Genomic DNA, 25,380 nt, shown 5'->3' with positions numbered 1-25,380 from the left:
CGGCGCGCCGGCGCGCCGCCGCCCTGCCCGGCGCCGACGAGGCCCTGGAGCAGGTGGTGTCCGCGCACGCCCGCGCGAGGCGGCGCTGACCGCGCACGAGCCCGGCGTCGGGTACGATCGAACTCCGTGGCGAACCGCAGCGCACCTGAACCCACCACCCAGCACGTCTTCGTCACCGGGGGGGTGGCCAGCTCCCTCGGCAAGGGGTTGACGGCGTCCAGCCTCGGTCGTCTCCTCCGAGCCCGCGGTCTGCGGGTCGCGATGCAGAAGCTCGACCCGTACATCAACGTGGACCCGGGCACGATGAACCCGTTCCAGCACGGCGAGGTGTTCGTCACCGACGACGGCGCCGAGACCGACCTGGACATCGGCCACTACGAGCGCTTCCTCGACGTCCGCTTCGACGCCTCGGCGAACGTGACGACGGGGCAGGTCTACTCCGCGGTCATCGCCAAGGAGCGCCGCGGGGAGTACCTCGGCGACACCGTCCAGGTGATCCCGCACATCACCAACGAGATCGTCGAGCGCATGCGCGCGCAGGCCCGCGAGGACATCGACGTCATCATCACCGAGGTCGGCGGCACCGTCGGCGACATCGAGTCCCTGCCGTTCCTGGAAGCCGCCCGCCAGGTGCGCCAGCGGATCGGCCGCGACAACGTGTTCTTCGTGCACGTCTCCCTGGTGCCCTACATCGGTCCCAGCGGTGAGCTGAAGACCAAGCCGACCCAGCACTCGGTGGCGGCGCTGCGCAGCATCGGCATCCAGCCCGACGCGGTCGTCTGCCGCGCCGACCGGGAGATCCCGGACAGCGTCAAGCGCAAGATCGCCTCGATGTGCGACGTCGACGACGAGGCCGTGGTCGCCTGCGTCGACGCCCCGTCCATCTACGACATCCCCAAGGTCCTGCACCGCGAGGGCCTGGACGCCTACCTCGTGCGCAAGCTGAACCTCAGCTTCCGCGACGTGGACTGGTCGACCTGGGACGACCTGCTGCGCCGGGTGCACAACCCGCGCCGCCGGGTCGAGATCGCCCTGGTCGGCAAGTACATCGACCTGCCCGACGCCTACCTGTCGGTCACCGAGGCGCTGCGGGCCGGTGGTTTCGCCGAGGACGCCAAGGTCGACATCCGCTGGGTGCCCTCCGACGAGTGCCAGACGCCCGAGGGCGCCCGCAAGCACCTGCACGGCGTGGACGCGATCTGCGTCCCCGGCGGTTTCGGGGTGCGCGGCATCGAGGGCAAGCTGGGTGCGCTGAAGTGGGCCCGCGAGAACGGCGTCCCCACCCTGGGGCTGTGCCTGGGCCTGCAGTGCATGGTCATCGAGTACGCGCGCAACGTCGTCGGCCTGGCGGGGGCGAGTTCCACCGAGTTCGAGCCGGCGGCCGAGCACCCGGTCATCGCGACGATGGAGGAGCAGAAGGACATCGTCTCCGGTGCGGGTGACCTCGGCGGCACCATGCGGCTGGGTTCCTACGAGGCGCTGCTGCAGCAGGGTTCCGTCGTCGCCTCCACCTACGGCAGCGAGCGGATCTCCGAGCGCCACCGGCACCGCTACGAGGTGAACAACGCCTACCGGGGCCAGCTGTCGGACGCCGGTCTGGTCTTCTCCGGGACCTCCCCCGACCGCGAGCTCGTGGAGTTCGTGGAACTGCCCGAGGACGTCCACCCGTACTACGTGGGCACCCAGGCGCACCCGGAGTTCAAGTCCCGCCCGACCCGCTCGCACCCGCTGTTCTCCGGTCTGGTCGCCGCCGCGCTGCGCCGCCAGCGCGAGGAGCAGCTGCTCGACGTGGAGCCCGAGCCCGCCGCCGACGTCGAGGCCGTCACCGCCGTCGACGCCGCGGACGCCGAGCTGTCGGAGGTCACGGCGTGAGCTTCCCCGCCGAGCTGGACGTCCCGGTCGTCTCGGGCGAGGAGCTCGCCGACACGCCCGTGCAGCGGTCCCTGGTCTCCACCGAGGTCGTCTTCACCGGCCACGTGTGGGACGTCGTGCGCGAGCAGGTGCAGCTGCCCGACGGCGGCACCGTGGTGCGCGACGTGCAGCGCCACCCGGGGGCGGTGACGATCCTGGCCCTCGACGACGACGAGAACGTGCTGTTCGTGCGGCAGTACCGCCACCCGGTGCGCCGGGAGCTGTGGGAGCTGCCCGCGGGCCTGCTCGACGTGGACGGTGAACCGCCCCTGCAGGCCGCCCAGCGCGAGCTCGCCGAGGAGGCGGACCTGGTCGCCGGCGACTGGGCGGTCGTCGTGGACTGGTTCAACTCCCCGGGCGGCTCCAGCGAGGGCAACCGGATCTACCTGGCGCGCGGGCTGTCCGCGGTGCCGGCCGATCAGCGCCACGCGCGCGAGGACGAGGAGAAGGACCTCGTGCCGGTGCGCGTGCCGCTGGAGCAGGCGGTGCAGGCCGTCCTGGCGGGACGGCTGGCCAACCCCGGCAGCGTCATCGGCGTCCTCGCGCTGCAGGCGGCCAAGGCGGGCGGCTGGAGCAGCCTGCGCCCGGCCGACACCCCGTGGCCGAGCGGGCTCATCCGCCCGCAGGGCTGACCCGGGCGGCGGTGTCAGGCGCCGCGGACCGTGGTGACCAGGCCGCTGACCTGCTGCTGCAGCAGGCTGGCGACCTCGGACAGGCCCGTGGTGCCGGCACCGCCGCTGACGGCGTCGGTGATCGCGCCGACCTGCGCGTCCATGCCCTCGATGCGCGCGGCGACGCCCTCGATGACGGCCACCGCCTCGGCCGTGGCCCGCTGGGAGTCGGCGACCTGACCGGCGATGACGGCGTTGGAGCGGGCCGCCTGGTCGGCCAGCCGCTTGACCTCCTCCGCCACGACGCCGAAGCCGGCGCCGGCCTCGCCGGCGCGGTCGGCCTCGATGGTGGCGTTCAGCGACAGCAGCCGCGTCTGGGCGGCCACCTTCTCGATGAGCTGCACCGCCTCCTCGATGCGCGCGGAGGCCGCGCGCAGGGAGGCGACCGCCTCGACGGCGCGCTGGGCCTCCTCGACGGCGTCGCGGGCGGTGCGGGCCAGCTCGGCGGCGTTCTGGCCCGCTCCCGAGGCCGCGGCGCTGACCTGCGCCGAGGCGGTGAGCACCGTGGACTCCAGCTCGTCGGCGATGGAGCGGCGGGCCGCGGCGGCCTGCTCCAGCTCGGCGGCCGTGGCGGCGCTGGCCCGGCGGGCCGCGTCGATGACCGTCGCCGAGCGCCGGAACGCGCCGCGCGTGCCGCCCAGCAGGAAGCGGCGGTGGAAGCGTCCCTGGCTGGCCGCGGTGAGCGTGGCGGCGGCGTCGCGCACGAACGCGTCGGTCATGTCCAGCTGGTGGTTGAAGGCCGTCCGCAGGGCGACCAGCAGCTCGTCGTCGCCCAGGTGGGGCACGCGGGCCTCCAGGTCCCCGGCCGCGGCGCGGGTGGCGACGTCGGCCAGGGTGCGCAGGGCGTCCTCGTGCCCGCTCGCGGCGGCCGCCGGCTGCCGGCGCCGCCTCACGCCGCCGCCCCGGCCGGCAGCAGCGACCAGACGAACTCCTCGTAGGTGCGCCCGGTCGCGGCCAGGCGCTGCTCCAGCAGCGCGCGGGAGGCCCGCACGGCGTCCGCCGGGCGGGCGTGGCGGGACTCCTCGCGCAGCATCTCGGCGTAGAGCGCCGTGGCGGCGGCGACGGCCGCGGGCGGTGGCACGCGGCGGCTGGAGTGGTAGCCGGTGAGCTGCCCGGAGGCGCCGGTGCTGGGGGTGACGTGCGCCAGGACCCAGTAGTGCGCGCCGTCGGCGGCCAGGTTGAGCACCAGGGCGAACATCTCCCGGCCCTCCCGCAGCGTCTCCCACAGCAGGTCGAAGACCCCGCGCGGCATGGCGGGGTGACGGATGAGGTTGTGCGGCTGCCCCAGCACGTCGGCCTCGCGCATCGCCGAGACCCGCAGGAAGACGTCGTTGGCGTAGGTGACGACGCCCCTGGGGTCGGTCTTGGTCACGATGATCTCGTCGTCGCCGAACCGGCGCTCGACGCCGGTCGGGGTGGTCCTGGGCGCTCGCATGCACGCCGTGTCGGCCGAACGGGTGACGACCTTGAACGCGCGTCGGTGCACGCGGCCCGCCGAGGTCGTCCCCTAGGGTCGGTCGGGTGTCCGCCGAACCCGTCGCCGCCGAGGGTGGCCCGCCCGTGCCGGCCGACGACGGCGCGCTGCGGTCGGCCGTCGTCGACTACCTGGGCCACCTGCAGGTGGAGCGCGGGCTGTCGCCGAACACCCTGGGCGCCTACCGGCGCGACCTGAGCCGCTACGTGCGCTTCCTCGCCTCCCGCGGGGTGCGCGAGGCCGGGGAGGTCGACGAGGCCGCGGTCAGCGCCTTCGTGGCGGCGCTGCGCTCCGGCTCCGACGGCGGGGCCGCCCTCACCGCCAGCTCGGCCGCCCGCGCCGCCTCGGCCGTGCGGGGCTGGCACCGCTTCCTGCACGCGCAGGGGCGCAGCGCCGCCGACCCGGCGGTGCTGGTGCGCCCGCCCGCGCCGCCGCGCCGGCTGCCCGCGGCGCTGACGGTGGAGGAGGTCACCCGGCTGCTGGAGGTGGCGGGCCCGGGCGGGGAGGGGGCGCGGTCGCCGGTGCCGCTGCGCGACCGGGCGCTGCTGGAGCTGCTCTACGGCTGCGGCGCGCGCATCAGCGAGGCCGTCGGGCTGGACCTCGACGACGTCTCGTCGCGGGTGCTCGGCCGCAGCGGGGTGGTGCGCCTGCACGGCGGGGGCACCAAGGAGCGCGTCGTGCCGGTCGACGCCCGCACCCTCGACGCCCTCCAGCAGTACCTGCTGCGGGCGCGCCCGCAGCTGGCGGCGGCCGGCCGCGCGACGCCCGCGCTCTTCCTCAACAGCCGCGGCGGCAGGCTGTCGCGCCAGAGCGCGTGGGCCGTGCTGCAGTCCGCGGCGCGCCGCGCGGGCATCGCCCGCGCGGTCTCCCCGCACACGCTGCGCCACTCCTTCGCGGCCCACCGGCTGCGCGGCGGCGCCGACGTGCGCGCCGTGCAGGAGCTGCTCGGGCACGCCTCGGTCACCACCACGCAGGTCTACACGCTCCTGGGCGCCGAACCGCTGCGCGAGGTGCGTGCCGGCGGGCGCCCGCGCCCGCACGACCCGAGCGCGTCGCTCGGCGCGGCGGGCGACTAAGGTCACCCCGTCAGCGCCCGACCCGACGAGCCCGAGGACGTGCACCTCCGTGACCAGCGAGTTCCCCCCGCCCGCGCCCTGGACGCCGTCGAGTGCCGGTGGAGCGGTGCCGCGACCGGTGGAGCAGCCCGCTGAGGTGCCCGCGGCACCGGTGGACGCCGTGCCCGGGACCGCCGAGCGACCCGACGAGCGACCCGACGAGCCACCGGCGCAGCAGGCCGCGGGGCAGGCCGCCGAGCAGGCCGCCGCGGGTCCCCGCGGGGTGCAGGGCCAGATCGAGCTGGGGCCGCAGGACGGTCCCACCGGCCGCCCGGTGCCGGTCTTCCCCGTGCCGCCGCCGCTGACCTCCCACGGTCCCGCGCGGGTCATCGCGATGTGCAACCAGAAGGGCGGCGTCGGCAAGACGACGACGACGATCAACCTGGGGGCCGCGCTCGCGGAGTACGGCCGGCGGGTGCTGCTGGTCGACTTCGACCCGCAGGGGGCGCTGTCGGCGGGCCTGGGCGTGAACCCCCACGAGCTCGACAAGACCGTGTACCAGCTGCTCATGGAGCGCGGCACCGACGTGCGCGAGGTCATCCGCGAGACCGGCATCGACGGGCTGGACCTGCTGCCGGCCAACATCGACCTGTCGGCCGCCGAGGTGCAGCTGGTGGGGGAGGTGGCCCGCGAGAGCGTGCTGGCGCGCGCGCTGCGCCCGGCGCTGGCGGACTACGACGTCGTGCTCATCGACTGCCAGCCCTCGCTGGGGCTGCTGACGGTGAACGCGCTGACCGCCGCGCACGGCGTGCTCATCCCGCTGGAGTGCGAGTTCTTCGCCCTGCGCGGCGTGGCACTGCTGGTGGAGACGATCGAGAAGGTCCAGGAGCGGCTGAACCCCGCGCTGGAGGTCGACGGCATCCTCGCGACGATGTTCGACGGCCGCACCCTGCACAGCCGCGAGGTCGTCAACCGCGTCGTGGACGCCTTCGGCGACGACGTGTTCCACACCGTCATCGGCCGCACCGTGAAGTTCCCGGACGCCACCGTGGCCGCCGAGCCGATCACCACCTACGCGGCCACCCACCCGGGTGCCGAGGCCTACCGGCAGCTGGCCCGCGAACTCGTCGCGCGGGGCGACGCGGCCTGAACCGCGCGGGTGCCGGTGCTCGCCGGCGCCCGGCGCGACCTGCCGCGGCGTAAGGGATCGCGGGCCGTGAACCGCCGCCGGACGGGAGGTTCGGTCGCTGCGCGTGAACCCTCCGGCGCTCTGCGTCGATCCTCGGCGCCCGAGCGGCGGTCATCGCCGTTCCCCGTCCCGGATGCGCCGTCCGAGCGAGCTCCAACGGGCTATGGTTCGGGCCACACGTGACCGGAGTTCCGTGCTCCGGTCGGGGGAGGGGGCGCACCCGTGGGGGGACACGCTGGGGCGGACGCCGTGGACGAGGGGTTCACGAGGTTCTCCGAGGAGCACGCGCAGGGGCAGCTCGTCCCGCGCATCGTCGAGGTCGCGCTGGCGCTCGCGCAGCACGTGGTCGTCGCCGACGGCACCGACCGCCTGACCGGCGCCGACCTGCTGCGCCGGGCGGCGCTGGTGCGCGCGGCGGTCCTGGAGGCCGGGCAGGCGCCGGGCACGCCCGTGGCGGTCCTGCGCGGCCACGACGTCGGGGCGGTGGCCGCGATCGTCGGCGTCATCGCCTCCGGCCACCCCGTGGTCATCCTCGACCCGACGACGCCGGCCGCCCGGCTGCGCCACTACGTCGAGGCGGCCGGTGCGGACCTCGTCGTCTCCGACGCCGCGCGCGCCGGCACGGCCGCCGAGGTCGCCGCCACCGTCGTCGACCCGGACGCCGACCCCGGCCGCTGGCCGGACCACCTCCAGGCGGCGACGAGCCTGCTCGGCTCGCCCGCCGGCCCCGACGACACCGCGGTGATCGTCTACACCTCCGGCTCGACGGGCGCGCCCAAGGGCGTCGCCTGCGACCACCGCTCGATCCTGCACGACACGTGGGTCAACTCCGAGGGCACCGGTGCCTACCCCGCCGGCAGCGTCGTGGTGCACCTGCTGCCGATGGCCTTCAGCGCCGGCGTCACGCCGACGCTCGGCGGGCTGCTGGCCGGGGCGCGCCTGGAGCTGTTCGACCCGCGCCGCCGCTCGGTGGCCCAGCTGCCGGACTTCGTGCGCGAGGTGGGCGCGGACGTGCTGCTGGCCTCCCCGGCCATCCTGCGCGGCGTCGTCGCCTCCCTGGGCCCGCGGGGCCGCCTGGAGGGCCTGAGGACGGTGACGATGGCGGGCGAGACCGTCCACGGCGCCGAGCTCGCCGCGATCCGCCGCGCCGTCGGCCCGGAGTGCGTCGTGCGCAACCGCTACGGCTCGACCGAGACGTGGCTGATGGCCGAGTACGCCATCAGCGGCGACGACGAGGCCCCCGAGGGCGCCACCCCCGTCGGGTGGGCGGTGCCCGGCGCCAGGCTGCAGGTGGAGCTGGCCGACGGCACCCTCGCCGACGAGGGCACCGGCCGGGTCGTGCTCACCTCCCGCTGGCTGGGCGGGCGCTACTTCGGCGCCCCCGACAAGACCGCCGAGGTGTTCACCGACAACCCCGACGGCTCGCGCACCTTCCGCACCAGCGACGTCGGCACGCTGGGCGCCGACGGCTGCCTGCGCCTGCTGGGCCGCAGCGACCACAGCGTGAAGATCCGCGGGCTGCTCGTGGAACCCGGTGAGGTCGACGCGCTGCTGTTCGCGCAGCCCGACGTGCGCGAGGCGCTCGTCGTGGGGCGCCCGTCCCCGCGCACGGGCCGGATGTCGCTGGTCGCCTACGTCGTCCCGGAGGGCCCGCGCCCGCAGGCCTCCGCCGTGCGCGCCGTCGTGCGCGAGAACCTGCCCTCGCACATGGTCCCCGAGCACGTGGTGTTCCTGGACGCGCTGCCGCGCACCGAGCGCGGCAAGCTCGACCGCTCGCGGCTGCCCGAGCCCCCGCGCAGCAGCGCGCCCTACGAGGTGCCGCGCTCGAGCTGGGAGGAGATCGTCCACGAGCAGTTCTGCGCCGTGCTGGAGCTGGAGGACCTCTCCGTGCACGACGACTTCTTCGAGCTCGGTGGCGACTCGCTGGCCGCGGAGGCGCTCGTGAGCCGGATGGAGGCGCTCGGCGACGCCGCGCTGGCCCCCATCGGCACCGCCACCCTGGCCGCGGCGCCGACGGTCGCCGCCTTCGCGGCCGCCGCCCGCTCCACCGTGCGCAGCTCCCGCCCGACCCTGGTGCCGCTGCGCGCCGAGGGCTCCGAGCGCCCGCTGTTCGTGGTGGCCGGGGCCGGCAGCGCCGCGCTCGCGCTGCGCACCCTGGCCCAGCGCATCACCCCCGGGGTGCCGGTCCTGGGCCTGCAGGCCAACGGCCTGGAGAACCGCGCGCTGCCGGACTGGTCCGTCGAGCGCATCGCCCGCCGGCACGTGGCGACGGTGCGCGAGCAGCAGCCGCAGGGCCCCTACCGCCTCGCCGGGCACTCCATGGGCGGCCTCGTCGCCCTGGAGATGGCCCACCAGCTGCGGCGCGCGGGCGAGGACGTCGAGCTGCTGGCGGTGCTGGACTCCTTCCCGCCCGACCCCTCGCTCATGCCGGCGCTCGAGCACGCCGGTCTGCTCGCCAAGGTGAAGGAGGGCGCCTCGCTGGCGCTGACCGGCATCAAGGCCCACTCCGGCCTGGGGCACTACATCCGCTTCTTCCGGCAGGGCAACTTCCTGCAGCGGCGCTACACCACCGAGGTCTACCGCGGCCGCACGCTCGTCGTCGTGGCCGCCGACGACGTCGACGCGGGTGCGCGCCGGCAGTGGGCCACCCACCTGGGACCCGACGCCGTCGTCGTCGAGGTCCCGGGGGAGCACATGTCGATCCTGCGCGACCCGCGCGTGGAGCGCGTGGCGCAGCTGGTCTCCGCCGCGCTGCAGCGCGAGCTGGACCTCACGGCGCTCGAGGGCGGCCCGGCCGTGCCGGAGCAGGGGCGCAGCCGCACGGCGGACCTCGCCGACCGCTGACGCCGCGGTGGGGCCGGCCCGGCCCCACCGCCCGCGCCGGCCCCTCCACCGGATCCAGCCACCGTCGGGGCGCTTCACCCGAAGCGACGACGCAGCGTCCTCGGAGCCTGCGCGAAGCGGGTGACGCAGCGGCCCCGAACGGCGCAAGGCGTGGCCCACGGTCACCTCCGCGCCGCGGGGTGCGTGCCACGGTCGTCGGCATGCCACCCACCGCAGCTGCGCGCTCGACGCTGCGCGAGCCGTCCCGGCCGACACCGGACCCCGGGGCCGCACCGGCCCGCCTGCCCGGACCGGTGCGCGAGCGGCGACCCGCCCTCGTCGCCTCCGGCCTCGTCCTCGTCGTGGCCGGTGCGCTCGGCAGCGCTCTCGTGGTGCACCGCAGCGGCGACCGCGTCGACGTCCTCGTCGCCCGCCACGAGATCGCCCCGGCGAGCAGGTCGGCGCCGACGACCTCGGCGTCGCACGGGTCGCCGCCGACGGTGCGGCCGTGGTGCCGGCCTCTGCCCTGCGCAACTTCGTGGGCACCTACGCGACCGCCCGCATCCCCGCCGACACCCTCGTCAACCGGACGATGTTCCTGGCCGGGGGCACCGTGCCCGCCGACGCGGCGGTCGTCGGCGTGGTGCTCGGCCCCGAGCAGCGGCCCAGCGACGCGCTCGGCGCCGGGGACGTCGTGCGCGCCTACCTGGTCGCCGGTGACGGCTCGAGCACCGTCAGCGGCCAGCCCGCCGGCACCGTCCTGCTGGAGGCCGCCCGCGTCGTCGCCGCCGGCGGCAGCGCCGACGGCGGCGGCGTCTCGCTGCTCGTGCCCGCGTCCGGTGCGGCGGAGGTCGTGGCGGCCGCCGCCGCCGGGCAGGTCGCCCTGGTGCGCCTGGCCGACGCCACCACCCCGCCCGTCGACCTGGTGCGGGAGTAGGCCGTGGCGATCGTCTCCCTCTGCTCCGCCAAGGGTTCCCCCGGCGTGACGACGACCGCGCTGCTGACGACGGCGCTGTGGCCGCGCCCGGCGCTGCTGCTGGACGCCGACCCCGCCGGCGGTGACGTGGCCGCCCGCGTCCCGGCCGCCGACGGCGGCGTCCTGGACGCCGACCGCGGGTTGCTGCCGCTGCTGACGGCCGCCCGCCGCGGCCTGGGCGCCGAGCAGGTCCTCGCGCAGGCGCAGCAGCTGGCCGGCGGTGCGCAGGCCGTGTGCGGGCTCGGCACGCCCGAGCAGGCCGTCGCGGCGGGCCCGGCCTGGCCGGCGCTGGCCGCCGCGGCCGCCGAGCTCGGCCGCCGGCGCGAGGCCGTCGACGTGGTCGTCGACGCCGGCCGGCTCGGCGCCGACCCGCTCGTCCTCCCGCTGCTGCGCGAGTCGGCCGTGGTGGTGCTCGTCGTCCGCGCCGACGTCAGCGGCGTCCTGCACGCCCGCGAGCGGCTGCGCGCCCTGACCACCTCGCTGCGCCGCGCCGACGGGCTGCTGCCGCGCCTCGGCGTCGTCCGCGTCGGTCCACCGCACCGCGGCGACGAGGAGGTGGGCCGGCTGCTGCGCTCCGCCGGCGACCGTGTCGACGACTTCGGCCGGCTGCCGCTGGACCCCGCGGGCGCCGCCGTCTTCGACGGGGCCCGCACCGCCCGGCCCGAGCGCACCGCCCTGGTGCGCGCCGGGCGCACCCTGGTGGGCGCGCTCGCCGCCGCCGCCGGCGCCGGACCGCGCTCCCGGCGCGCGGGCACCGCGGAGGAGGCCGCGTGAGCGCCGTCCTCACCCCCGGGCTGCACGACGGGCGTCGCCAGGCGCGGCAGGTCGACCACGAGCTCGTGCGCCGGCTGCGCGTGCAGGTCGCCGACCGGCTCTCCGCCCAGCGCCGCCGCGACGACGCCGCCGGCCGGGCGCCGATGTCCGCCGCCGACGAGCGGCAGTTCGCCCACTCGCTGGTCGTGCAGGTCCTGGAGGACCACGCCCGCGCCGAGATGGAGGCGGGCCGCCCGCCGCTGGCCCCGGCCGCCGAGGAGGCCGTCGCCGCGGCCATCGGCGCCGCGCTGTTCGGCGTGGGCCGGCTGCAGCCGCTGCTGGAGGACCCCGACGTGGAGAACGTCGACATCAACGGCTGCGACCGCGTCTTCGTCAGCTACGCCGACGGCCGCGAGGAGCTGTCGGCGCCGGTCGCCGACTCCGACGAGGACCTCGTCGAGCTCGTGCAGGTCCTGGCCTCCAACGTCGGGCTCACCAGCCGCCCCTTCGACGCCGCGAACCCCCAGCTGGACCTGCGCCTGCCCGACGGCTCGCGCCTGTCGGCGGTCATGGGCGTCTGCCAGCGCCCCGCGCTGAGCATCCGCCGCGCCCGGCTCTCCAGCGCATCGCTGGCCGACCTCGTGGCCGGCGGCTCGATGAGCGAGGACCTCGCGCAGTTCCTGCGCGCGGCCGTCCGCGCCCGCAAGAACATCATGATCGCCGGGTCGACGAACTCCGGGAAGACCACGCTGCTGCGCGCGCTGGCCGCGGAGATCCCGCCGCACGAGCGCCTCATCACCGTCGAGCGCGCCCTCGAACTGGGTCTGGACCAGCAGGTGCGGGCGCACCCCAACGCCGTCGCCTTCGAGGAGCGGCTGCCGAACTCCGAAGGGGTCGGCGGGGTCACGATGGCGGAGCTGGTGCGCCGCTCGCTGCGCATGAACCCCAGCCGCGTCATCGTCGGCGAGGTCCTCGGCGACGAGATCGTCACGATGCTCAACGCCATGAGCCAGGGCAACGACGGCTCCCTGTCGACGATCCACGCGAACTCCTCCGCGGAGGTGTTCAACCGCATCGCCACCTACGCCCTGCAGGCCGAGGAGCACCTGCCCGTGGAGGCCAGCCACATGCTCATCGCCGGGGCGGTGGACTTCGTGGTCTTCCTCGACAAGCAGAACACCTACCACCTCGGCGGCGGGCTGCGCCGGGTGGTGGCCAGCGTCCGCGAGGTCACCGGCGTCGACGGCCGCGTCCTCAGCTCCGAGGTGTTCACCGCCGGCGCCGACGGCGTCGCGCGCGCCCACGCCCCGCTGCAGTGCGCCGCCGACCTCGAGGCCGCCGGCTGGGTCGCCCCCGTGCTGACGCGGTGGGGGGCGTGAACGCCCCGCTGCCCGGTCTGGCGCCGGAGGTCGTGGTCGCCGCGACCGGTGCGGCCGCCGGGCTGGGCGTGCTGCTGGCCGTGCTCGGCCTGCTCGGGCGTCCCGCGGTCGCGGGCGGGCGGCCGCCGTGGCGGCGGCGCACCGCGGCCCGGTCCAGCCGGCAGGCGCTGCTCGGCGTCGTCGCCGGCCTGCTCGTGCTGCTGCTCACCCGCTGGCTGGTCGCCGCCGCCGGCATCGGCCTGCTGGTCGCCGGCTGGGACCGCCTCGTCGGCGGCAGCGCCGACGAGGGCCGCGGCATCGCCCGCCTGGAGGCCCTGGCCACCTGGACGGAGTCGCTGCGCGACACCATCGCCGGCGCCATCGGCCTGGAGCAGGCCGTCCCGGCCACCGCCGGCACCTCGGCGGCGGTCCTGCGGCCCTCGCTGAACCTGCTGGTGGACCGGCTGCGGATCCGCGAACCGCTGCCCGAGGCGCTGCTGCGCTTCGCCGACGACGTCGACGACCCCAGCGCCGACGTCGTGGTGGCCGCGCTCGTCCTCAACGCCCGTCTGCGCGGGCCCGGCCTGCGCGACGTGCTGACGGCCCTGGCGGCCTCCACGCGCGAGGAGCTGGACGTGCGCCGGCGCATCGAGGCCGGCCGGCGCAGCATCCGCCGCAGCGTGCGCATCGTCCTGCTCCTCGTCCTCGGCGTCATGGGCCTGCTGGCGGTCTTCAACCGCGACTACGTGGCCCCGTACTCCTCGGTGCCGGGGCAGCTGGCGCTGCTCGTCGTCGCGGGGTTGTTCCTGCTCGGCCTCACCTGGTTGCGCCGGCTGGCGCGGGTGGAGACCCACGAGCGCTTCCTCGCCGCCGCGCAGCGCAGCGCCCCCCGGCGGCCGCAGGCGGTGGCCCGGTGAACCTAGCCCTGCTCAGCGGTGCGGTCTGCGCCCTCGGCGTCGTGCTCCTGGTCGCCGCGCTGGTGCGCCCGCAGCCGTCGGTGGCCGTGCAGGTCGCCCGCCACGACGCGCGCCGCTCGGCGGCGCGCACGGTGCTGTCGGCCGCCGAGGCCGCGGCCTCCGCGGCGCCCGGCCGTGGCCTGCTCGGCACCGCCTCCACCCTCGGGCGCCTCGTCGCGGCGCTCGCCGACCGGCTGGAGGTGCTCAGCGGCGAACGCGGCTGGCGGCTGCGGCGCACGCGCGCCGACCTGGCCGTCCTCGGCCGCCGCACGGGGGAGTTCCTCGCCACCAAGGTCGTCGCCGGGCTGCTCCTGCTGCTGCTGGCACCGGTGTGCTGGGCGGTGCTGCGGCTGTTCGGGGTCCCGCTGCCCGGCGGGGTGCCGCTGACGCTGGCCCTGGTGCTCGGCGCGGCGGGTCTCCTCGTGCCGGACCTGGCGCTGCGCGCGGACGCCGAACGCCGCCGCCGCGACTTCCGCCGCGTCGTCGGGGTGTTCTCCGACCTCGTCGCCATGAACCTGGCCGGCGGGCGCGGCCTGCCGGAGGCGCTGCTGAGCTCGGCCTCGGTCAGCGACTACTGGGCGCTGGTGCGCATCCGCCAGGCGCTGGCCAACGCCCGCCTGCTGGGCACCAGCCCCTGGGAGGCGCGGGGGGGGGGGGGGGGGGGGGGGGGGGGGGGGGGGGGGGGGGGGGGGGGCGGGGGGGGGGGGGGGGGGGGGGGGCGGCGGGGGGCGGGGGGAGGGCGGGGGAGGTCGCGGTGGCGGGCGGGGCCGAGCTCGGCGCCGAGCTCGCCGTGCCGGAGCTGTCCGACCTCGCCGGTGCCCTCGCGCTGGCCGCCGACGACGGCGCCAAGATCCGCGCCTCGCTCGCCGCCCGCGCCGCCACGATGCGCCGGCGCGACATGGCCGACGTCGAGGGCGAGGCGGGGGAGAAGTCGCAGTCCATGCTCGTCGCCCAGCTGCTGCTGTGCACCGCGTTCATGGTGTTCCTCGCCTTCCCCGCCGTCTCCAACCTCATGAGCCAGTCGTGACCGCCACGACCGCCACGACCGCCACCACCGAAGGGACCGACCTTGTCCAGCACCACCTCCCCGATCTCCGGGACGTTCCTCACCCGCCTGGCCCGCACGCTGCCGGCACGGGCCCGCAGGGCCGCCGCGAGCGGTCGCGACGCCGGCGCCTCGGCGCTGGAGTGGGCGATCATCGCGGCGGTCGTCGTGGTCGCGGCCTCGGTGATCGGCGGCGCGATCTACAAGATCGTGCAGACCAAGAGCGCGGCGCTGGAGACCTGCGCGACGGTCGCCGTCGGCGACGCCTGCGCGGGCGGGAAGACCTCCGGGAGCTGACCGGCGGGCGGGTGGTGGGCGGCGACCGGGGTTCTGCGGCGCTGGAGATGGCGTTCCTGGCCCCGGTGTTCCTGCTGCTGGTGTTCCTCGGCATCCAGGCCGGGTTGTGGGCCTACGGGCGCTCGGTCGCCCTGGCCGCGGCCCGCGAGGGCGTCGCGCAGCTGCGCGTCGTCACCGACGAGCAGCAGGCCGCCGCGGCCGACCCGGCCGTGCGCCGGCACGTGGAGGAGTTCGCCACCACCATCGGCCGGGAGTCGCTGCTGGAACCGCGGGCGAGCACGAGCTGGGACCCCGAGCGCAACCGTGTCACCGTGGAGGTGTCCGGTCGCGTCATCAGCCTCGTGCCCGGTCTGGACCTGCGCACCACCCAGCGGGCCGGTGGGACCGCCGAGCGCTTCCGGAGCGTCCGGTGAACCCCGCCACCGAGCGCGAGCGCGGCAGCGTGGCGCTGGAGTTCACGCTCGTCGCCCCCGCCCTGCTGCTGCTCATCGCGCTGCTGCTGGCCTGCGCCCGGGTGGGGCAGCTGAACGCCACCCTCGACGCCGGGGTGCGGGACGCGGCCCGCAGCGCGACGACCGCCCGTTCGGTCGAGGACGCGCAGCACCTCGCCCTGCAGGTGCTGCAGGCGGCCGTCGGGCCCGGCGACTGCGCCGACTCGCTGGTCGTGGAGCGGATCCCAGAGTTCCGCGCCGGGCGGCCGGTGACCGTGACGGCCTCGTGCAGCTCCTCCGTCGCCGACCTCGGCCTGCCGGGTGCGCCGGGTTCGCTGACCGTGCGCAGCGCGTTCTCCAGCCCGCTGGACCCCAACCGGGAACTGCGGTGACGCGCCGGTGGGCAGGACGCGAGGAGGGGTCGATCGCCCCCGCCGTGCCCGTCCTGGCGCTGGTGCTGCTGATGCTCGCCGGGCTGGTCGTGGACGCCTCCCGGCAGCTGACGGCGCGCGCGCGTGCCGTCGCCTACGCCGAGGAGGCCGCCCGCGCGGGAGCCGCCGCCATCGACCTGGACGCGGAGGACCTGCGGCTGCTGCCGGTGGAGCAGGTGCGCGAGCGGGTCGACGCCTACTGCGAGGCGGCGGCCGCCGCCGGCGCGCCCATCGTGGACCCGCGGCACTGCTTCCGGGGGACCACCGAGGACGGCGATCCGCTGGGGCGGCGGATCGTCGTCGAGACGCACGTCGAGGTCGAGCTGCGCACGACGCTGCTCGGGATCGTCGGCGTGCAGCGACTGCGGGCCGCCGGCGACGGCCGGGCCCGCCCCTTCGAGGGGACCAGCGAGGAGGACGTGACGTGCAGGGAGAGGCGTTCGTGCTGAGAAATTCAGCGGTGAGGGGTTCCGCGGTGGGGGGTTCCGCGGTGGGGGGTTCCGCGGCGGCAGCCGCGGTGCTGGCCGCCGTCCTCGGCTGCGCCGCCTGCTCCGGCGGCGCCTCCGACGTGGCACCGCCGGCGGCCCCGGTCCCCGCGGCGGGTGCCGCCGATGTCGCCGCGCCGACGGCGTCCACCGGCGCGTCCACCGGCGCGTCCACCGGCGCGTCCACCGGCGCGTCCACCGGCGTCCACGACGGCGACCCGGCCGCCGTCGCCGTGCGCGCCTACCTGCGCGAGCAGGCGCTGGCCGTCAACGCCGGCGTCGCCGACCCCGCGCAGCTGCCCGCCTTCACCGCCACCCTCACCCAGGCCGCCCAGCAGTGGGCGCTGCCGCTGCTGGCGGCCAACCTCGGCGACCGGATGCCCGGTCCCTACCCGCTCGGGGTGCGCACCAGCACCCGCGAGGGCGAGGACCGCGTCGCGCTGCAGGTGTGCCTGCAGGACCGCGGCTGGCAGGTCGACCGCGCCAGCGGGCAGCCGGTGAACGCCGCCCGCTTCGCCACCGCCCGCGCGGTCGTGGTGCGCCAGGGCGAGCGCTGGCTCGTCGACGACCTCGTCACCGACGGCGGCGAGTGCTCGGCCGCCGACGTCGTCGTGGAGAGGTTCTGATGCGCGCCTCGCGGCTCCTGCCCACCGCGGCGGTTCCCGCGCGCCCCGCCGCCCTGCTCACCGCCGCCCTGCTCACCGCCGCCCTGCTCGTCGCGAGCGGTCCCGCGGCCGCGCCCGCCCGGGCCGCCGAGGCCGGTGGTGCGCGGCCGCTGGCCGCCTCCGACGGCTACCGGGTCGCGGGCACCTGCCGCACCTGGTCGTCGGTCGCCGGGGACTACCGGGTGCTCTGCTCCGGCGGTGGCGGGGCCCGCAGCTACGCCGACCTGCTGCAGGGCAGCGCGCCGCCGACGTGCTGGCTGCTGCCCGCGGGGTCCACCGACCTGACGCCGAAGACCTGGGCCGTGCCGTTCGCCGACGGCCCGGCGACGCCCCTGCCCGCTCCCACCGCGAACCCCACCGCGAACCCCACCGCGAACCCCACGGCGGACCCCACGGCGGGCCCGACCCCCGTCCCGACCGGCACCCCCACGGGGGTTCCCGCACCCACCCCCGCGCCGGTGCCGGCTCCGGTGCCTCCGCCGGTGCCCACACCCACGACCGCGCCGGCGCAGGAGTTCACGAAGGTCTGCCTCGACCCGCCGCCGCTGCCCGGTTCCCTGCTGCCCGGCTGGGGCACCGGGTTCACCACCGCGACCGTCGTGCTCTCCCCGGACGACCCGGACCGGCTGCGGTTCTGGTGGGAGCTCACCCCGGGGCAGCGCGCGTACGCCGACCGCGTCGAGCAGCGTGCCTCGATCGACCGCGGGGCCCTCGTCACCTCGCCGTCGACCTCGCCGCGCATCGGGCAGACCATCGCCTTCAGCGTCGGCGACGCGCAGGCGCGCACCATCGGCGTCGGCGCCACGAGGATGCGCGCGGTGCTGGAGTCGCTGACGGTGGACACCGGGGAGGGCGGCAGCCCGCCGGTGACGTGCACCGGGGGAGGGATCCGGCTCGAGGCGGGCGCCACGCGCCGCACCGGCCCGGACATCTGCTCCTCCACCTACCGCCGCACCTCGGGCGGGCACAGCTACGACGCCCCGGACACCTTCGAGGTGACGGCCACCGAGCGCTGGCGCATCGAGGTGAGCGTGGACGCCGGGCTCACCTGGACCGCCGAGCGCGTCGTCACCCTGCCCGTCACGACCGGGCTGCGCGTCACCGAGGTGCAGACCCTCGTCGTCCCGCTCCGCCCCGCCACCCCCGCACCGTGAGGCCGAACACCCGTGAGCACAGCAGCACCCACCCGACCGCGACCCGCCCCGCGGCTGCCGCGCGCCGAGCTGACCCGCCGGGCGCGCGCCGGTGAGCTCCTGCGCGGCGCGCTGGCCGCGCTGGTCCTGCTCGCCGTCCTCGGCGGCGTCCCGCTCGCCCTCGTCGAGCTCGTCGGCGACCCGCTGCCGTCGACGCCCCCCTCGCGCAGCTGGCTGGACGCCGAGCTCAGCGCGTCCGCCGTCCTCGACGTCCTCGCGGTCGTCCTGTGGCTGGTGTGGGCGCACTTCGCCGTCTGCGTGGGCGTCGAGCTCCGCGACCACGTGCGCGGCGCCTCCCCGCGCGCGGTGCCGCTCGGCGGCGCCAACCAGCTGCTCGCCCAGCGCCTGGTCGCCGCCGTGCTGCTGCTGGCGGCCGGCGCCGTCTGGGTGCCCCGTGCGGTGCCCGTCCTCGACGCCGCGCCCGTCAGCGCCACGGTCGGCGCACCGGCCGCTGCGGACGGCGCGGGCACGGTGGGCGAGGCGGGTGCGGCGCGCAGCGGCGCGACCGCGGCGGCCGCCGTCCCCGACGCGGGCTGGCACGGCGTCCCCGACGCGGGCTGGCACGGCGTCCCCGACGCGGGCTGGCACGGCGTCCCCGACGCGGGCTGGCACGGCGTCCCCACGGCGGGGGCCGCGGCGGAGGCCGGGTCCGAACCCGTGGTCCATCTCGTCCAGCCGCCGCACGGGCGCCACCACGACTGCCTGTGGGACATCGCCGAGCGGACCCTCGGCGACCCGCTGCGCTACCGGGAGATCTTCGCGTTGAACGCCGACCGGGTGCAGCCCGACGGCTCCCGCCTCGTGGACGCCGACCTCATCCGGCCCGGGTGGACGCTGCTGCTGCCGGCCGACGCGGTGGGCGGCAGCACGGCACTGCCGGTCCCCGCCCCGGTCCCCGCCCCGGTCCCCGCCCCGGTCCCCGCCCCGGTGCAGGACCCGGCCGGGGAGGGCGCCGGCACCCCGGAGCGCTCGGTGCTCAGCGGCGGGCTGGTGGCGGTCGGCCTGCTGGCCGCGGCCCGGCGCTCGCAGGCGCAGGCACCCCGGGCGCCGCTCGTGCGCGGTCTGGACGACCCCGACCGCGCCCGCTTCCTCGACGCGGCGCTGCGCCGGCTGGCCGCCGCCGCCGACGACGCGGGCGCGGTGCTGCCGGACCTGCTGGCGGTCCGCCTGGAGGTGGACGACCTCGTGCTGCACTTCGGCGAGCTGCCCACCCTGCGGGTGCCGGAACCCTTCCGCGGCGAGGGGCGGACCTGGACCCTGGAGCGCGCGGCGCTGGAGGCGGCGGCCCTGGCCTCGCCCGTCCCGGCCCGGACGGCGGCGCCCTACCCGGCGCTGGTCGACCTGGCGCGCGTCGGCGACGGCGACCTGCTCGTGGACCTGGAGGCCGCACCGGGTCTGCTCGCCCTCGGCGGTGACGACGGCACCGCCCGCGCGCTGGCGCTGTCGGCGGCCGCGGAACTGGCGCTGAACCCGTGGTCGGACGGCGTGCACGTCCACCTCGTCGGGTTCGCCGCCCCGCACGCGGCGCTGGCACCGCAGTTCGTCACCGACGTCCCCTCGCCGGCGGACCTGCTGCACGAGCTGGAGTCCACCGCGGCCGAGCACGAGCGCACGGCGCGCGCGCTGGGGATCGACGGCGTCCTGACCGGCCGGCGCTCCCGGGAGGCGGTGCGCCCGCGCCCGCACGTCGTCGTGCTGTCCGGGCCGCCGTCGGCCGCCGACGCCGCGCGCCTGGACGCCCTCGTCGCCGCCGGCCGCACCCCGTTCGCGGTGATCGTGGTCGGTGACGTGCCGAACGCCCGCTGGCGCTTCCGCTGCGACGCCGGCGGGGGCGTGGACCTGGGGGTCCTCGGAGTGGCCGGGCGAGCGTTCGCCCTGGACGACGACGGGTACGCCGAGATCGTCCGCCGCAGCGGGTCCTGACGGTCCTCCGGCGGAACGGCGCGAGCCGCCCCACCCCTCGCGGGGTGGAGCGGCTCACGTGGTCGGGCGGAGGTGTCAGCGGTTGTCGCTCCACTTGGCCGAAGCGGCCTTCATGGCGTCGAGGCCCTGCTTGTCGTTCAGGCTCATGTACGAGTCGCAGCCGCCGATGTCGGCGCGGCCGACGCTCCAGTAGTTGACGCCGGCGACCTCGGGGATCGAGAGGTAGCCGTCGGTCTTCTGGCGGATCAGGGTGGCGCGCTGGGCGAAGCTCACGCAGCCGTTGTTCGCGGTCTGGCCGCGGCCGCCGCCGGTCGGGCTGGCGTCGATGCCGAACTCGCCGATGATGATCGGCTTGTTGATGGCCTGGCCGCCGTCGGTGCCGCGGATCGCCTTGACGTGGCGGTCGGTGTGCGGGGACGCGCCGGGGACCATGGTGTCGTACTCGTGCATCGAGAGGATGTCGACGTGCGGGGACAGGGCCGCGCTGCGGAACCCGGCGATGCCGGAGTCCGACCACGTGGAGGAGGTGCCGCTGGCGACGAGGTGGTTCTTGTCGAGCGACTTGATGTGGCCGCCGATGAGGTCGAAACCGGCGCGGTCGTTCGGCGGCTCGTTGGCGATCTCCCACGCCATGATGGTGGGCGAGTCCTTGTAGCGGTTCACCACCTTGTCGACGTGGGACTTGTAGGTGCCCCAGTTCGCCTTGGTGGCGTCCCACTTGGGGCCCTTGCAGCCGAGCGCGTCGAACAGGGTGATGATGAGCTTGGCGTCGTTGGCCTTCGCGGCGGCGACGGCGCGGTCGACGGCGGCCATGTCCTCACCGGGCATGACCCAGAGGCGGTCGGTCATGCCGGCCGCGACGTTCTTGTAGTAGCCCTCGGGGTCGGTGAGCTGACGCGTCCCGTTGGTGCAGCCGAACAGGTTGATGGCGTTGTAGCCCACGTACTTGTAGGGCTGGCCGTCGAGCATCAGGCGGCTGCCGCTGCGGGTGACGAAACCCTTCTTGGCGGGGGTCGCCGGGCTGGTCGTCGTGGAGGTGGACGGCTTCGGTGCGGAGCTCGTCGTGGAGGTCGACGGCTTCGGCGCGGAACTGGTCGGCCCGGTGCCCGGGACGACGGTGCCGGTGATGACGGCCTTGTCGAGGGAGAAGGTCCCGCCCGCGGTCAGCACCAGGGTGTGGTTCCCGTCGGCGAGGCCGCCCGCGGTGAAGACGACCGCACCCTCGGCGCGGGGGCTGCCCTGGGAGGTGGTGCGGCCCAGGACCTTCCCGTCCACGGTCACGGTGGCGTTCGCGTGGTGCGCGTCGACGGTGCCGTGCAGCACGACGCGGGTTCCGGTGAACTTCAGGACCGCGGTCGCGCCGGACTGGTGGGTGAACTCGTCGCTCGCACCGGATTCCCAGTTCCCGGCGTAGGTGAACGCCGAGCCGGTCTCGGCCTGGACCGTGGTGGTGGCCGCAGGCTTCGCGGGGGCGGTCGTCGGAGCGGCGGTCGGCTTCGTCGTCGTCGGCGGCGTGGTGGGGGTCGTGCTCTTCTGCGGGGTGGTGAGGATCTTGCCGGCGTCGTCCACGGACAGGGTGTGGCGGGTGCCGTTCGGCGCCTCCAGGATCACGCCCTGGGTGGGGCCGATGAGGCCGCTGACCGCTGCGCCCGCGGGGGTGACGGCGAGGGCGACGGCGGTGAAGGTGGCGCCACCGAGGGCGAAGGGCCAGCGGCGACGCGGCTTCTGGTTCTGCACGGGGGGTGCTCCAAGTTGTCGAGACCATCGGGGGGAGTGGTTCCCTCACTCGATCGGCCCAGGCCCGTCACGCCTTTAGCGGTTCTCCTCTAGAACTTCGTAACGTTCCACGGCGTTCCGGCGATGATCTCCGCCGGTGATCTCCGCACCGTGTGAAACCCGTCACGACGGCTCCAGATCGCCCGTGCGCGTGCCGAGGACCCGCACCCGTTCAGGGGAGCAGGACCTGCGTGCCCACCCCGGCGCCCACCCCGGCGCCCACCCCGGCGCCCACCCCGGCGCCCGCGCGCACGAGCAGCCCGCGCCCGGCCGGGCCGCCCAGGACGCGGCGCGGGAGGCGCCGGCCGAACAGGCCGCCGGCGTCCGCGCCGCGCCGGGTCAGCAGCAGCCCGGTGCGCCGGCGCGCGAGGGCGGGGACCGGTCCCCGGTGCATCGACGGCAGCTCCTCCACGCCCCCGCGGCGACGGCGAGGCGCTGCCCGGCGACGGAGGCGCTGCCCGGCGACGGAGGCGGAGCCCTGCTCGGCCCGCGGCCGCCGGCGCCGGTGGACCTCCGCGCCCAGCCGCTCGGTGGGCCGGGAGACGCGGTCGCCCTGCTCGCGCGGCAGGTCGGCCAGGCCCGGGGGCAGCGGGCGCACCCGACCGCGCTCGGGGCCCGCGCCCGCTCCGGCGGACCCGGGAGCTGCGCCAGCTCCAGCACCTGCGGCAGCGCCGGCGCGCACGACGACGGGCGTCGTCGTCGACCTGCACCGCGACGTCCGTGCTGCGCACCGGGTGGGGGTGACGAGGGTCGGCAGCAGGCGCCCCCGTCCGTCCGGTCGCTACCGTGGTGGCCGTGACCGCTGCCGCCGACACCAGTGCCCCCGCCGAGGGCGGGGCGGAGCCGGGCCGGCGGGCCTTCACGGTCGTCCTGCCCAACTTCACCGGTCCCTTCGACCTGCTGCTGGGGCTGATCACCAAGCACCAGCTCGACGTCACCGAGGTGGCGCTGGCCGCCGTCACCGACGAGTTCATCGCGCACATCCGCTCGGCGCAGTCCGCGGCCGCCGAGGGCGGCGCCGACTGGGACCTCGACGAGGCCAGCGAGTTCCTGCTCGTGGCGGCCACCCTGCTGGACCTGAAGGCGGCGCGCCTGCTGCCGGCGGCCGAGGTCGAGGACCCGGAGGACCTGGCGCTGCTGGAGGCGCGCGACCTGCTCTTCGCGCGGCTGCTGCAGTACCGCGCCTACAAGCAGGTGGCCACGGTGCTGGCGGAGAGCTTCGCCGAGAGCTCGCGGCGGGTGCCGCGCGCCGTCGCGGTGGAACCGCGCTTCGAGAAGCTGCTGCCCGAGCTGGTCCTGACGGTCAGCCCGGAGCAGCTGGCGGCCCTGGCGGCGCGGGCGCTGACGCCGCGGCCGGTGCCCGTCGTCGACCTCGGCCACCTGCACGCCAGCTCGGTGAGCGTGCGCGAGCAGGCGGTGCTGGTGGTGGACCGGCTGCGCCGCAAGGGGAGCGCGACGTTCGCGGAGCTGGTCGCCGACGCCGGCGAGGGCGAGCACGGGACGCTGGTGGTCGTCGCGCGCTTCCTGGCGGTGCTGGAGCTGTTCCGCGAGCAGCGGGTGCGCCTGGAGCAGCCGGAGGCGCTGGGCGTGCTGACGGTGCGCTGGGACGAGGCCGTGGAGGCGGACCGGGGGGCCGCGGGCACCGCGGTGCCCGCGGGGCTGGACGAGTTCGAGGGCGCCGCGCCGGGCGCGGGAGAGGGCTGATCGGTGGGCGAGCAGGTGCAGGAGCCGCAGGAGCTGCGCGAGCGGGCCCCGGAGGCGGCCCCGGAGGTCGAGGCGGAGCGGGACGAGGACCCCGGCCGGCGGGTGCGCGCGGCCGTCGAGGCGGTGCTCATGGTCGCCGACGAGCCCGTCGGCGTGCAGGCGCTGGCCCGCGCGGTCGGGGAGCAGCCCGACGAGGTGGACCTGCTGCTGCGCGAGCTGGCGGGGGAGTACTCCGAGACCGGCCGCGGCTTCGAGCTGCGCGAGGTCGGCGAGGGCTGGCGGATGTACTCGCGCGCCGAGCACGCCGACGTCGTCGAGGCGTTCCTGCTCGACGGGCAGACGGCCAAGCTGACCCAGGCGGCGCTGGAGACGCTCGCGGTCGTGGCCTACCGCCAGCCGGTGAGCCGGGCCCGGGTCTCGGCCGTGCGCGGGGTCGGCGTGGACGGCGTGATGCGCACGCTGCTGACGCGCGGGCTGGTGCGCGAGGCGGGCGTCGAGGCCACCAGCGGGGCCACGCTCTACGCCACGACGCCGGAGTTCCTGCAGCGCATGGGGCTGCGCAGCCTCGACGACCTGCCGCCGCTGGCGCCGTTCCTGCCCGACGAGGTCTCGCTGGACGACCTGGAGCCGCGGGAGGTGCTCGCCGGGTCCCTCCCGCCGCTGGCGGTCGGCGGCGGCTCCGGAGTGGGGGATGATGGAGGGTCGGCGCACCAGCAGCTGGAGCTCGGGCACCTCGAGCTCGAGGAGCCCGGGGGGACCGGGGAGCCCGCCGCCCAGGCGGACCAGGACCGGACCCGGGACCAGACCCGGGACCAGCAGGACCGCGCAGACCGGCCAGACGACGTACACCAGCAGGGAGACCCGACATGAGCCCGAACGCGCCCCGCAGCGGCGGCGGCCGTGGGCAGCGACGCCCGTCCCGACCCGCGCCCCGCACCGGGGGCCGCCCCTCGGCGGCCGGTGCGGGCGGTGCCGGCGGCACCGGCCGCGGTGGTGGTCGCAAGGGCGCCGCCAAGCGGATGACCGACCAGGTGGCCCCGGCGCCGCAGCCGCCGCGGCGCGGCCCGGCCCCGGTCAAGGCGCGCACCGGCGTCGACGTGCACGACCCGGAGGGCGTGCGCCTGCAGAAGTTCCTCGCCGCGGCGGGCGCCGGCTCGCGGCGCGCCTGCGAGGAGATGATCACCGCCGGCCGGGTCACGGTGGACGACCAGGTCGTCACCGAGCTCGGCGTGCGCATCGACCCCACCCGCCAGGTCGTGCACGTGGACGGCATGCGCTTCTCCATCGACGACGACCTCGTCTACATCATGGTCAACAAGCCCAAGGGCGTGGTGTCGACGATGTACGACGAGGAGGGGCGCCTGAACCTGGCGGACATGGTCGGCCCACGCGAGGAGCGGCTGTTCCACGTCGGCCGCCTCGACCTGGACACCGAGGGCCTGATCCTGCTCACCAACGACGGGACCCTGGCGCACCGGCTGCAGCACCCCTCCTTCGGGGTGAAGAAGACCTACCTCGCGGAGGTCCGCGGGCCCGTCAAGCGCGACCTGGGCCGGAACCTGCGCGCCGGGGTCGAGCTGGAGGACGGGCCGGTGGCGGTCGACTCCTTCCGCCTGGTGGACTCCAAGCCCGGCTACGCCCTCGTCGAGGTCGTCCTGCACGAGGGCCGCAAGCACGTCGTGCGCCGCCTGCTGGAGGCCGAGGGCTACCCCGTGCTGAAGCTGGTGCGCGTGCAGATGGGCCCGCTCGTGCTCGGCGACCTCAAGCCGGGCAAGAACCGGCGCCTGACCAGGGGCGAGGTCCAGCAGCTCATGGCGGCCGCGGGCCTGTGAGCGCCGCCGACCCCGCACCGGCACCGGCACCCGGCTCCGGACCCGAGGCGGGTAGCCTGCCGCGCGTGTCGGTGAGGGCGATCCGTGGTGCGGTGCAGGTGGACGTGGACGAGCGCGCGGAGGTGCTGGCGCGCACCCGCGACCTCGTCGCCGAGGTGGTCCGGGTCAACGAGCTGTCGCTGGACGACTTCATCAGCGTCATCTTCACCTCCACCGCCGACCTCGTCTCCGAGTTCCCGGCGGTGGCCGCCCGCGAGCTCGGGATGGGCGACGTGCCGCTGATGTGCGCGCGGGAGCTGGAGATCGAGGGCTCGATGCCGCGCGTCATCCGGCTCATGGCGCACGTGGAGACGACGCGCTCGCGCAGCGAGGTGCGCCACGTGTACCTCAACGGCGCCCAGGCGCTGCGCCGCGACATCGCCCAGTGAGGGC

Annotated in this window: 24 protein-coding genes and 1 pseudogene; 21 read left to right on the top strand and 4 right to left on the bottom strand. The window is 76.5% G+C overall.

Annotated elements, in window-relative coordinates; all coding sequences use genetic code 11:
- Positions 1 to 126 precede the first annotated feature (126 nt).
- Together pyrG and ACRYM2_RS01995 are read left to right on the top strand one after the other, a co-directional pair.
- Positions 127 to 1,872: a CTP synthase gene (gene pyrG, locus ACRYM2_RS02000; RefSeq protein WP_432519473.1), complete on the top strand. Its 1,746-nt coding sequence runs from the start codon at positions 127 to 129 to the stop codon at positions 1,870 to 1,872.
- The gene (locus tag ACRYM2_RS01995; RefSeq protein ID WP_432519472.1) at positions 1,869 to 2,543 is read left to right on the top strand and encodes an NUDIX domain-containing protein; all 675 of its coding nucleotides are present in this window, start codon (positions 1,869 to 1,871) and stop codon (positions 2,541 to 2,543) included. The genes pyrG and ACRYM2_RS01995 overlap by 4 nt, the downstream gene beginning before the upstream one ends.
- A gap of 14 nt (positions 2,544 to 2,557) precedes the next feature.
- Here the strand turns inward: ACRYM2_RS01995 and ACRYM2_RS01990 are convergent, their stop codons facing one another.
- Both ACRYM2_RS01990 and ACRYM2_RS01985 read right to left on the bottom strand, forming a co-directional pair.
- A complete protein-coding gene (locus tag ACRYM2_RS01990; RefSeq protein ID WP_432519470.1) occupies positions 2,558 to 3,475 on the bottom strand; it encodes a methyl-accepting chemotaxis protein in 918 nt (305 codons plus the stop codon).
- Positions 3,472 to 4,017: a PAS domain-containing protein gene (locus ACRYM2_RS01985; RefSeq protein ID WP_432519468.1), complete on the bottom strand. Its 546-nt coding sequence runs from the start codon at positions 4,015 to 4,017 to the stop codon at positions 3,472 to 3,474. The genes ACRYM2_RS01990 and ACRYM2_RS01985 overlap by 4 nt, the downstream gene beginning before the upstream one ends.
- Positions 4,018 to 4,103: 86 nt before the next feature.
- On the opposite strand from ACRYM2_RS01985, the gene ACRYM2_RS01980 reads away from it, so the two are divergent.
- The 15 genes and pseudogenes from ACRYM2_RS01980 (at position 4,104) to ACRYM2_RS01910 (ending at position 19,636) form a co-directional block, all read left to right on the top strand.
- A complete protein-coding gene (locus ACRYM2_RS01980; RefSeq protein ID WP_432519467.1) occupies positions 4,104 to 5,132 on the top strand; it encodes a tyrosine recombinase in 1,029 nt (342 codons plus the stop codon).
- 262 nt (positions 5,133 to 5,394) lie between these two features.
- Entirely contained in the window at positions 5,395 to 6,261 is an 867-nt protein-coding gene (locus ACRYM2_RS01975; protein ID WP_432519475.1) for a ParA family protein, read from the top strand.
- Positions 6,262 to 6,549: 288 nt separating this feature from the next.
- Positions 6,550 to 9,144: an AMP-binding protein gene (locus ACRYM2_RS01970; RefSeq protein WP_432519466.1), complete on the top strand. Its 2,595-nt coding sequence runs from the start codon at positions 6,550 to 6,552 to the stop codon at positions 9,142 to 9,144.
- Between the two features lie 490 nt (positions 9,145 to 9,634).
- Positions 9,635 to 10,060, top strand: coding sequence for a hypothetical protein (locus ACRYM2_RS01965; RefSeq protein ID WP_432519465.1), 426 nt, complete (start codon positions 9,635 to 9,637; stop codon positions 10,058 to 10,060).
- Positions 10,061 to 10,063: 3 nt separating this feature from the next.
- Entirely contained in the window at positions 10,064 to 10,873 is an 810-nt protein-coding gene (locus ACRYM2_RS01960; protein ID WP_432519463.1) for a hypothetical protein, read from the top strand.
- On the top strand, positions 10,870 to 12,231 hold the full coding sequence (locus ACRYM2_RS01955) for a TadA family conjugal transfer-associated ATPase (RefSeq protein WP_432519461.1): 1,362 nt from the start codon (positions 10,870 to 10,872) through the stop codon (positions 12,229 to 12,231). Before ACRYM2_RS01960 ends, ACRYM2_RS01955 begins: the two co-directional genes overlap by 4 nt.
- Positions 12,228 to 13,127, top strand: a complete 900-nt coding sequence (locus ACRYM2_RS01950) for a type II secretion system F family protein (RefSeq protein WP_432519460.1) — start codon at positions 12,228 to 12,230, stop codon at positions 13,125 to 13,127. Before ACRYM2_RS01955 ends, ACRYM2_RS01950 begins: the two co-directional genes overlap by 4 nt.
- Positions 13,128 to 13,935: 808 nt before the next feature.
- Positions 13,936 to 14,193 (top strand): annotated as a pseudogene (locus tag ACRYM2_RS01945) (type II secretion system protein); the annotation flags it as partial.
- Positions 14,194 to 14,235: 42 nt separating this feature from the next.
- Complete coding sequence (locus tag ACRYM2_RS01940; protein ID WP_432519459.1) at positions 14,236 to 14,508, top strand: hypothetical protein; 273 nt, start codon at positions 14,236 to 14,238, stop codon at positions 14,506 to 14,508.
- Between the two features lie 11 nt (positions 14,509 to 14,519).
- Entirely contained in the window at positions 14,520 to 14,921 is a 402-nt protein-coding gene (locus ACRYM2_RS01935) for a TadE/TadG family type IV pilus assembly protein (protein ID WP_432519458.1), read from the top strand.
- A complete protein-coding gene (locus ACRYM2_RS01930; RefSeq protein ID WP_432519456.1) occupies positions 14,918 to 15,331 on the top strand; it encodes a TadE/TadG family type IV pilus assembly protein in 414 nt (137 codons plus the stop codon). The genes ACRYM2_RS01935 and ACRYM2_RS01930 overlap by 4 nt, the downstream gene beginning before the upstream one ends.
- On the top strand, positions 15,328 to 15,819 hold the full coding sequence (locus tag ACRYM2_RS01925; protein WP_432519455.1) for a pilus assembly protein TadG-related protein: 492 nt from the start codon (positions 15,328 to 15,330) through the stop codon (positions 15,817 to 15,819). Before ACRYM2_RS01930 ends, ACRYM2_RS01925 begins: the two co-directional genes overlap by 4 nt.
- The gene (locus ACRYM2_RS01920; protein ID WP_432519454.1) at positions 15,795 to 16,481 is read left to right on the top strand and encodes a hypothetical protein; all 687 of its coding nucleotides are present in this window, start codon (positions 15,795 to 15,797) and stop codon (positions 16,479 to 16,481) included. The genes ACRYM2_RS01925 and ACRYM2_RS01920 overlap by 25 nt, the downstream gene beginning before the upstream one ends.
- Positions 16,481 to 17,674 carry a hypothetical protein gene (locus ACRYM2_RS01915; protein WP_432519452.1) on the top strand — a complete coding sequence of 398 codons (1,194 nt, stop codon included), beginning with the start codon at positions 16,481 to 16,483 and terminating at the stop codon, positions 17,672 to 17,674. Before ACRYM2_RS01920 ends, ACRYM2_RS01915 begins: the two co-directional genes overlap by 1 nt.
- Before the next feature lie 12 nt (positions 17,675 to 17,686).
- Positions 17,687 to 19,636: a LysM peptidoglycan-binding domain-containing protein gene (locus ACRYM2_RS01910; protein ID WP_432519451.1), complete on the top strand. Its 1,950-nt coding sequence runs from the start codon at positions 17,687 to 17,689 to the stop codon at positions 19,634 to 19,636.
- Positions 19,637 to 19,711: 75 nt separating this feature from the next.
- Here ACRYM2_RS01910 and ACRYM2_RS01905 read toward each other — a convergent pair whose 3' ends face one another.
- Together ACRYM2_RS01905 and ACRYM2_RS01900 are read right to left on the bottom strand one after the other, a co-directional pair.
- Positions 19,712 to 21,373, bottom strand: a complete 1,662-nt coding sequence (locus ACRYM2_RS01905) for a cellulase family glycosylhydrolase (protein ID WP_432519449.1) — start codon at positions 21,371 to 21,373, stop codon at positions 19,712 to 19,714.
- Positions 21,374 to 21,584: 211 nt separating this feature from the next.
- Positions 21,585 to 22,010 (bottom strand): hypothetical protein, encoded by a 426-nt coding sequence (locus tag ACRYM2_RS01900; protein WP_432519448.1) that lies wholly within the window; start codon positions 22,008 to 22,010, stop codon positions 21,585 to 21,587.
- A gap of 197 nt (positions 22,011 to 22,207) precedes the next feature.
- On the opposite strand from ACRYM2_RS01900, the gene ACRYM2_RS01895 reads away from it, so the two are divergent.
- From ACRYM2_RS01895 to aroH, 4 genes are all read left to right on the top strand, one after another.
- The gene (locus tag ACRYM2_RS01895) at positions 22,208 to 23,116 is read left to right on the top strand and encodes a segregation and condensation protein A (RefSeq protein ID WP_432519446.1); all 909 of its coding nucleotides are present in this window, start codon (positions 22,208 to 22,210) and stop codon (positions 23,114 to 23,116) included.
- Positions 23,117 to 23,119: 3 nt separating this feature from the next.
- Positions 23,120 to 23,986: an SMC-Scp complex subunit ScpB gene (gene scpB, locus ACRYM2_RS01890; protein ID WP_432519445.1), complete on the top strand. Its 867-nt coding sequence runs from the start codon at positions 23,120 to 23,122 to the stop codon at positions 23,984 to 23,986.
- Positions 23,983 to 24,948, top strand: coding sequence for a pseudouridine synthase (locus ACRYM2_RS01885; protein ID WP_432519444.1), 966 nt, complete (start codon positions 23,983 to 23,985; stop codon positions 24,946 to 24,948). Before scpB ends, ACRYM2_RS01885 begins: the two co-directional genes overlap by 4 nt.
- A 65-nt stretch (positions 24,949 to 25,013) precedes the next feature.
- Positions 25,014 to 25,376, top strand: a complete 363-nt coding sequence (aroH, locus tag ACRYM2_RS01880; RefSeq protein WP_432519443.1) for a chorismate mutase — start codon at positions 25,014 to 25,016, stop codon at positions 25,374 to 25,376.
- The last annotated feature ends 4 nt before the right edge of the window (positions 25,377 to 25,380 follow it).

This window comes from Kineococcus aridisoli (assembly GCF_050871885.1).
Lineage (GTDB): Bacteria > Actinomycetota > Actinomycetes > Actinomycetales > Kineococcaceae > Kineococcus.
This window is presented reverse-complemented; position numbering and strand designations above follow the sequence as displayed.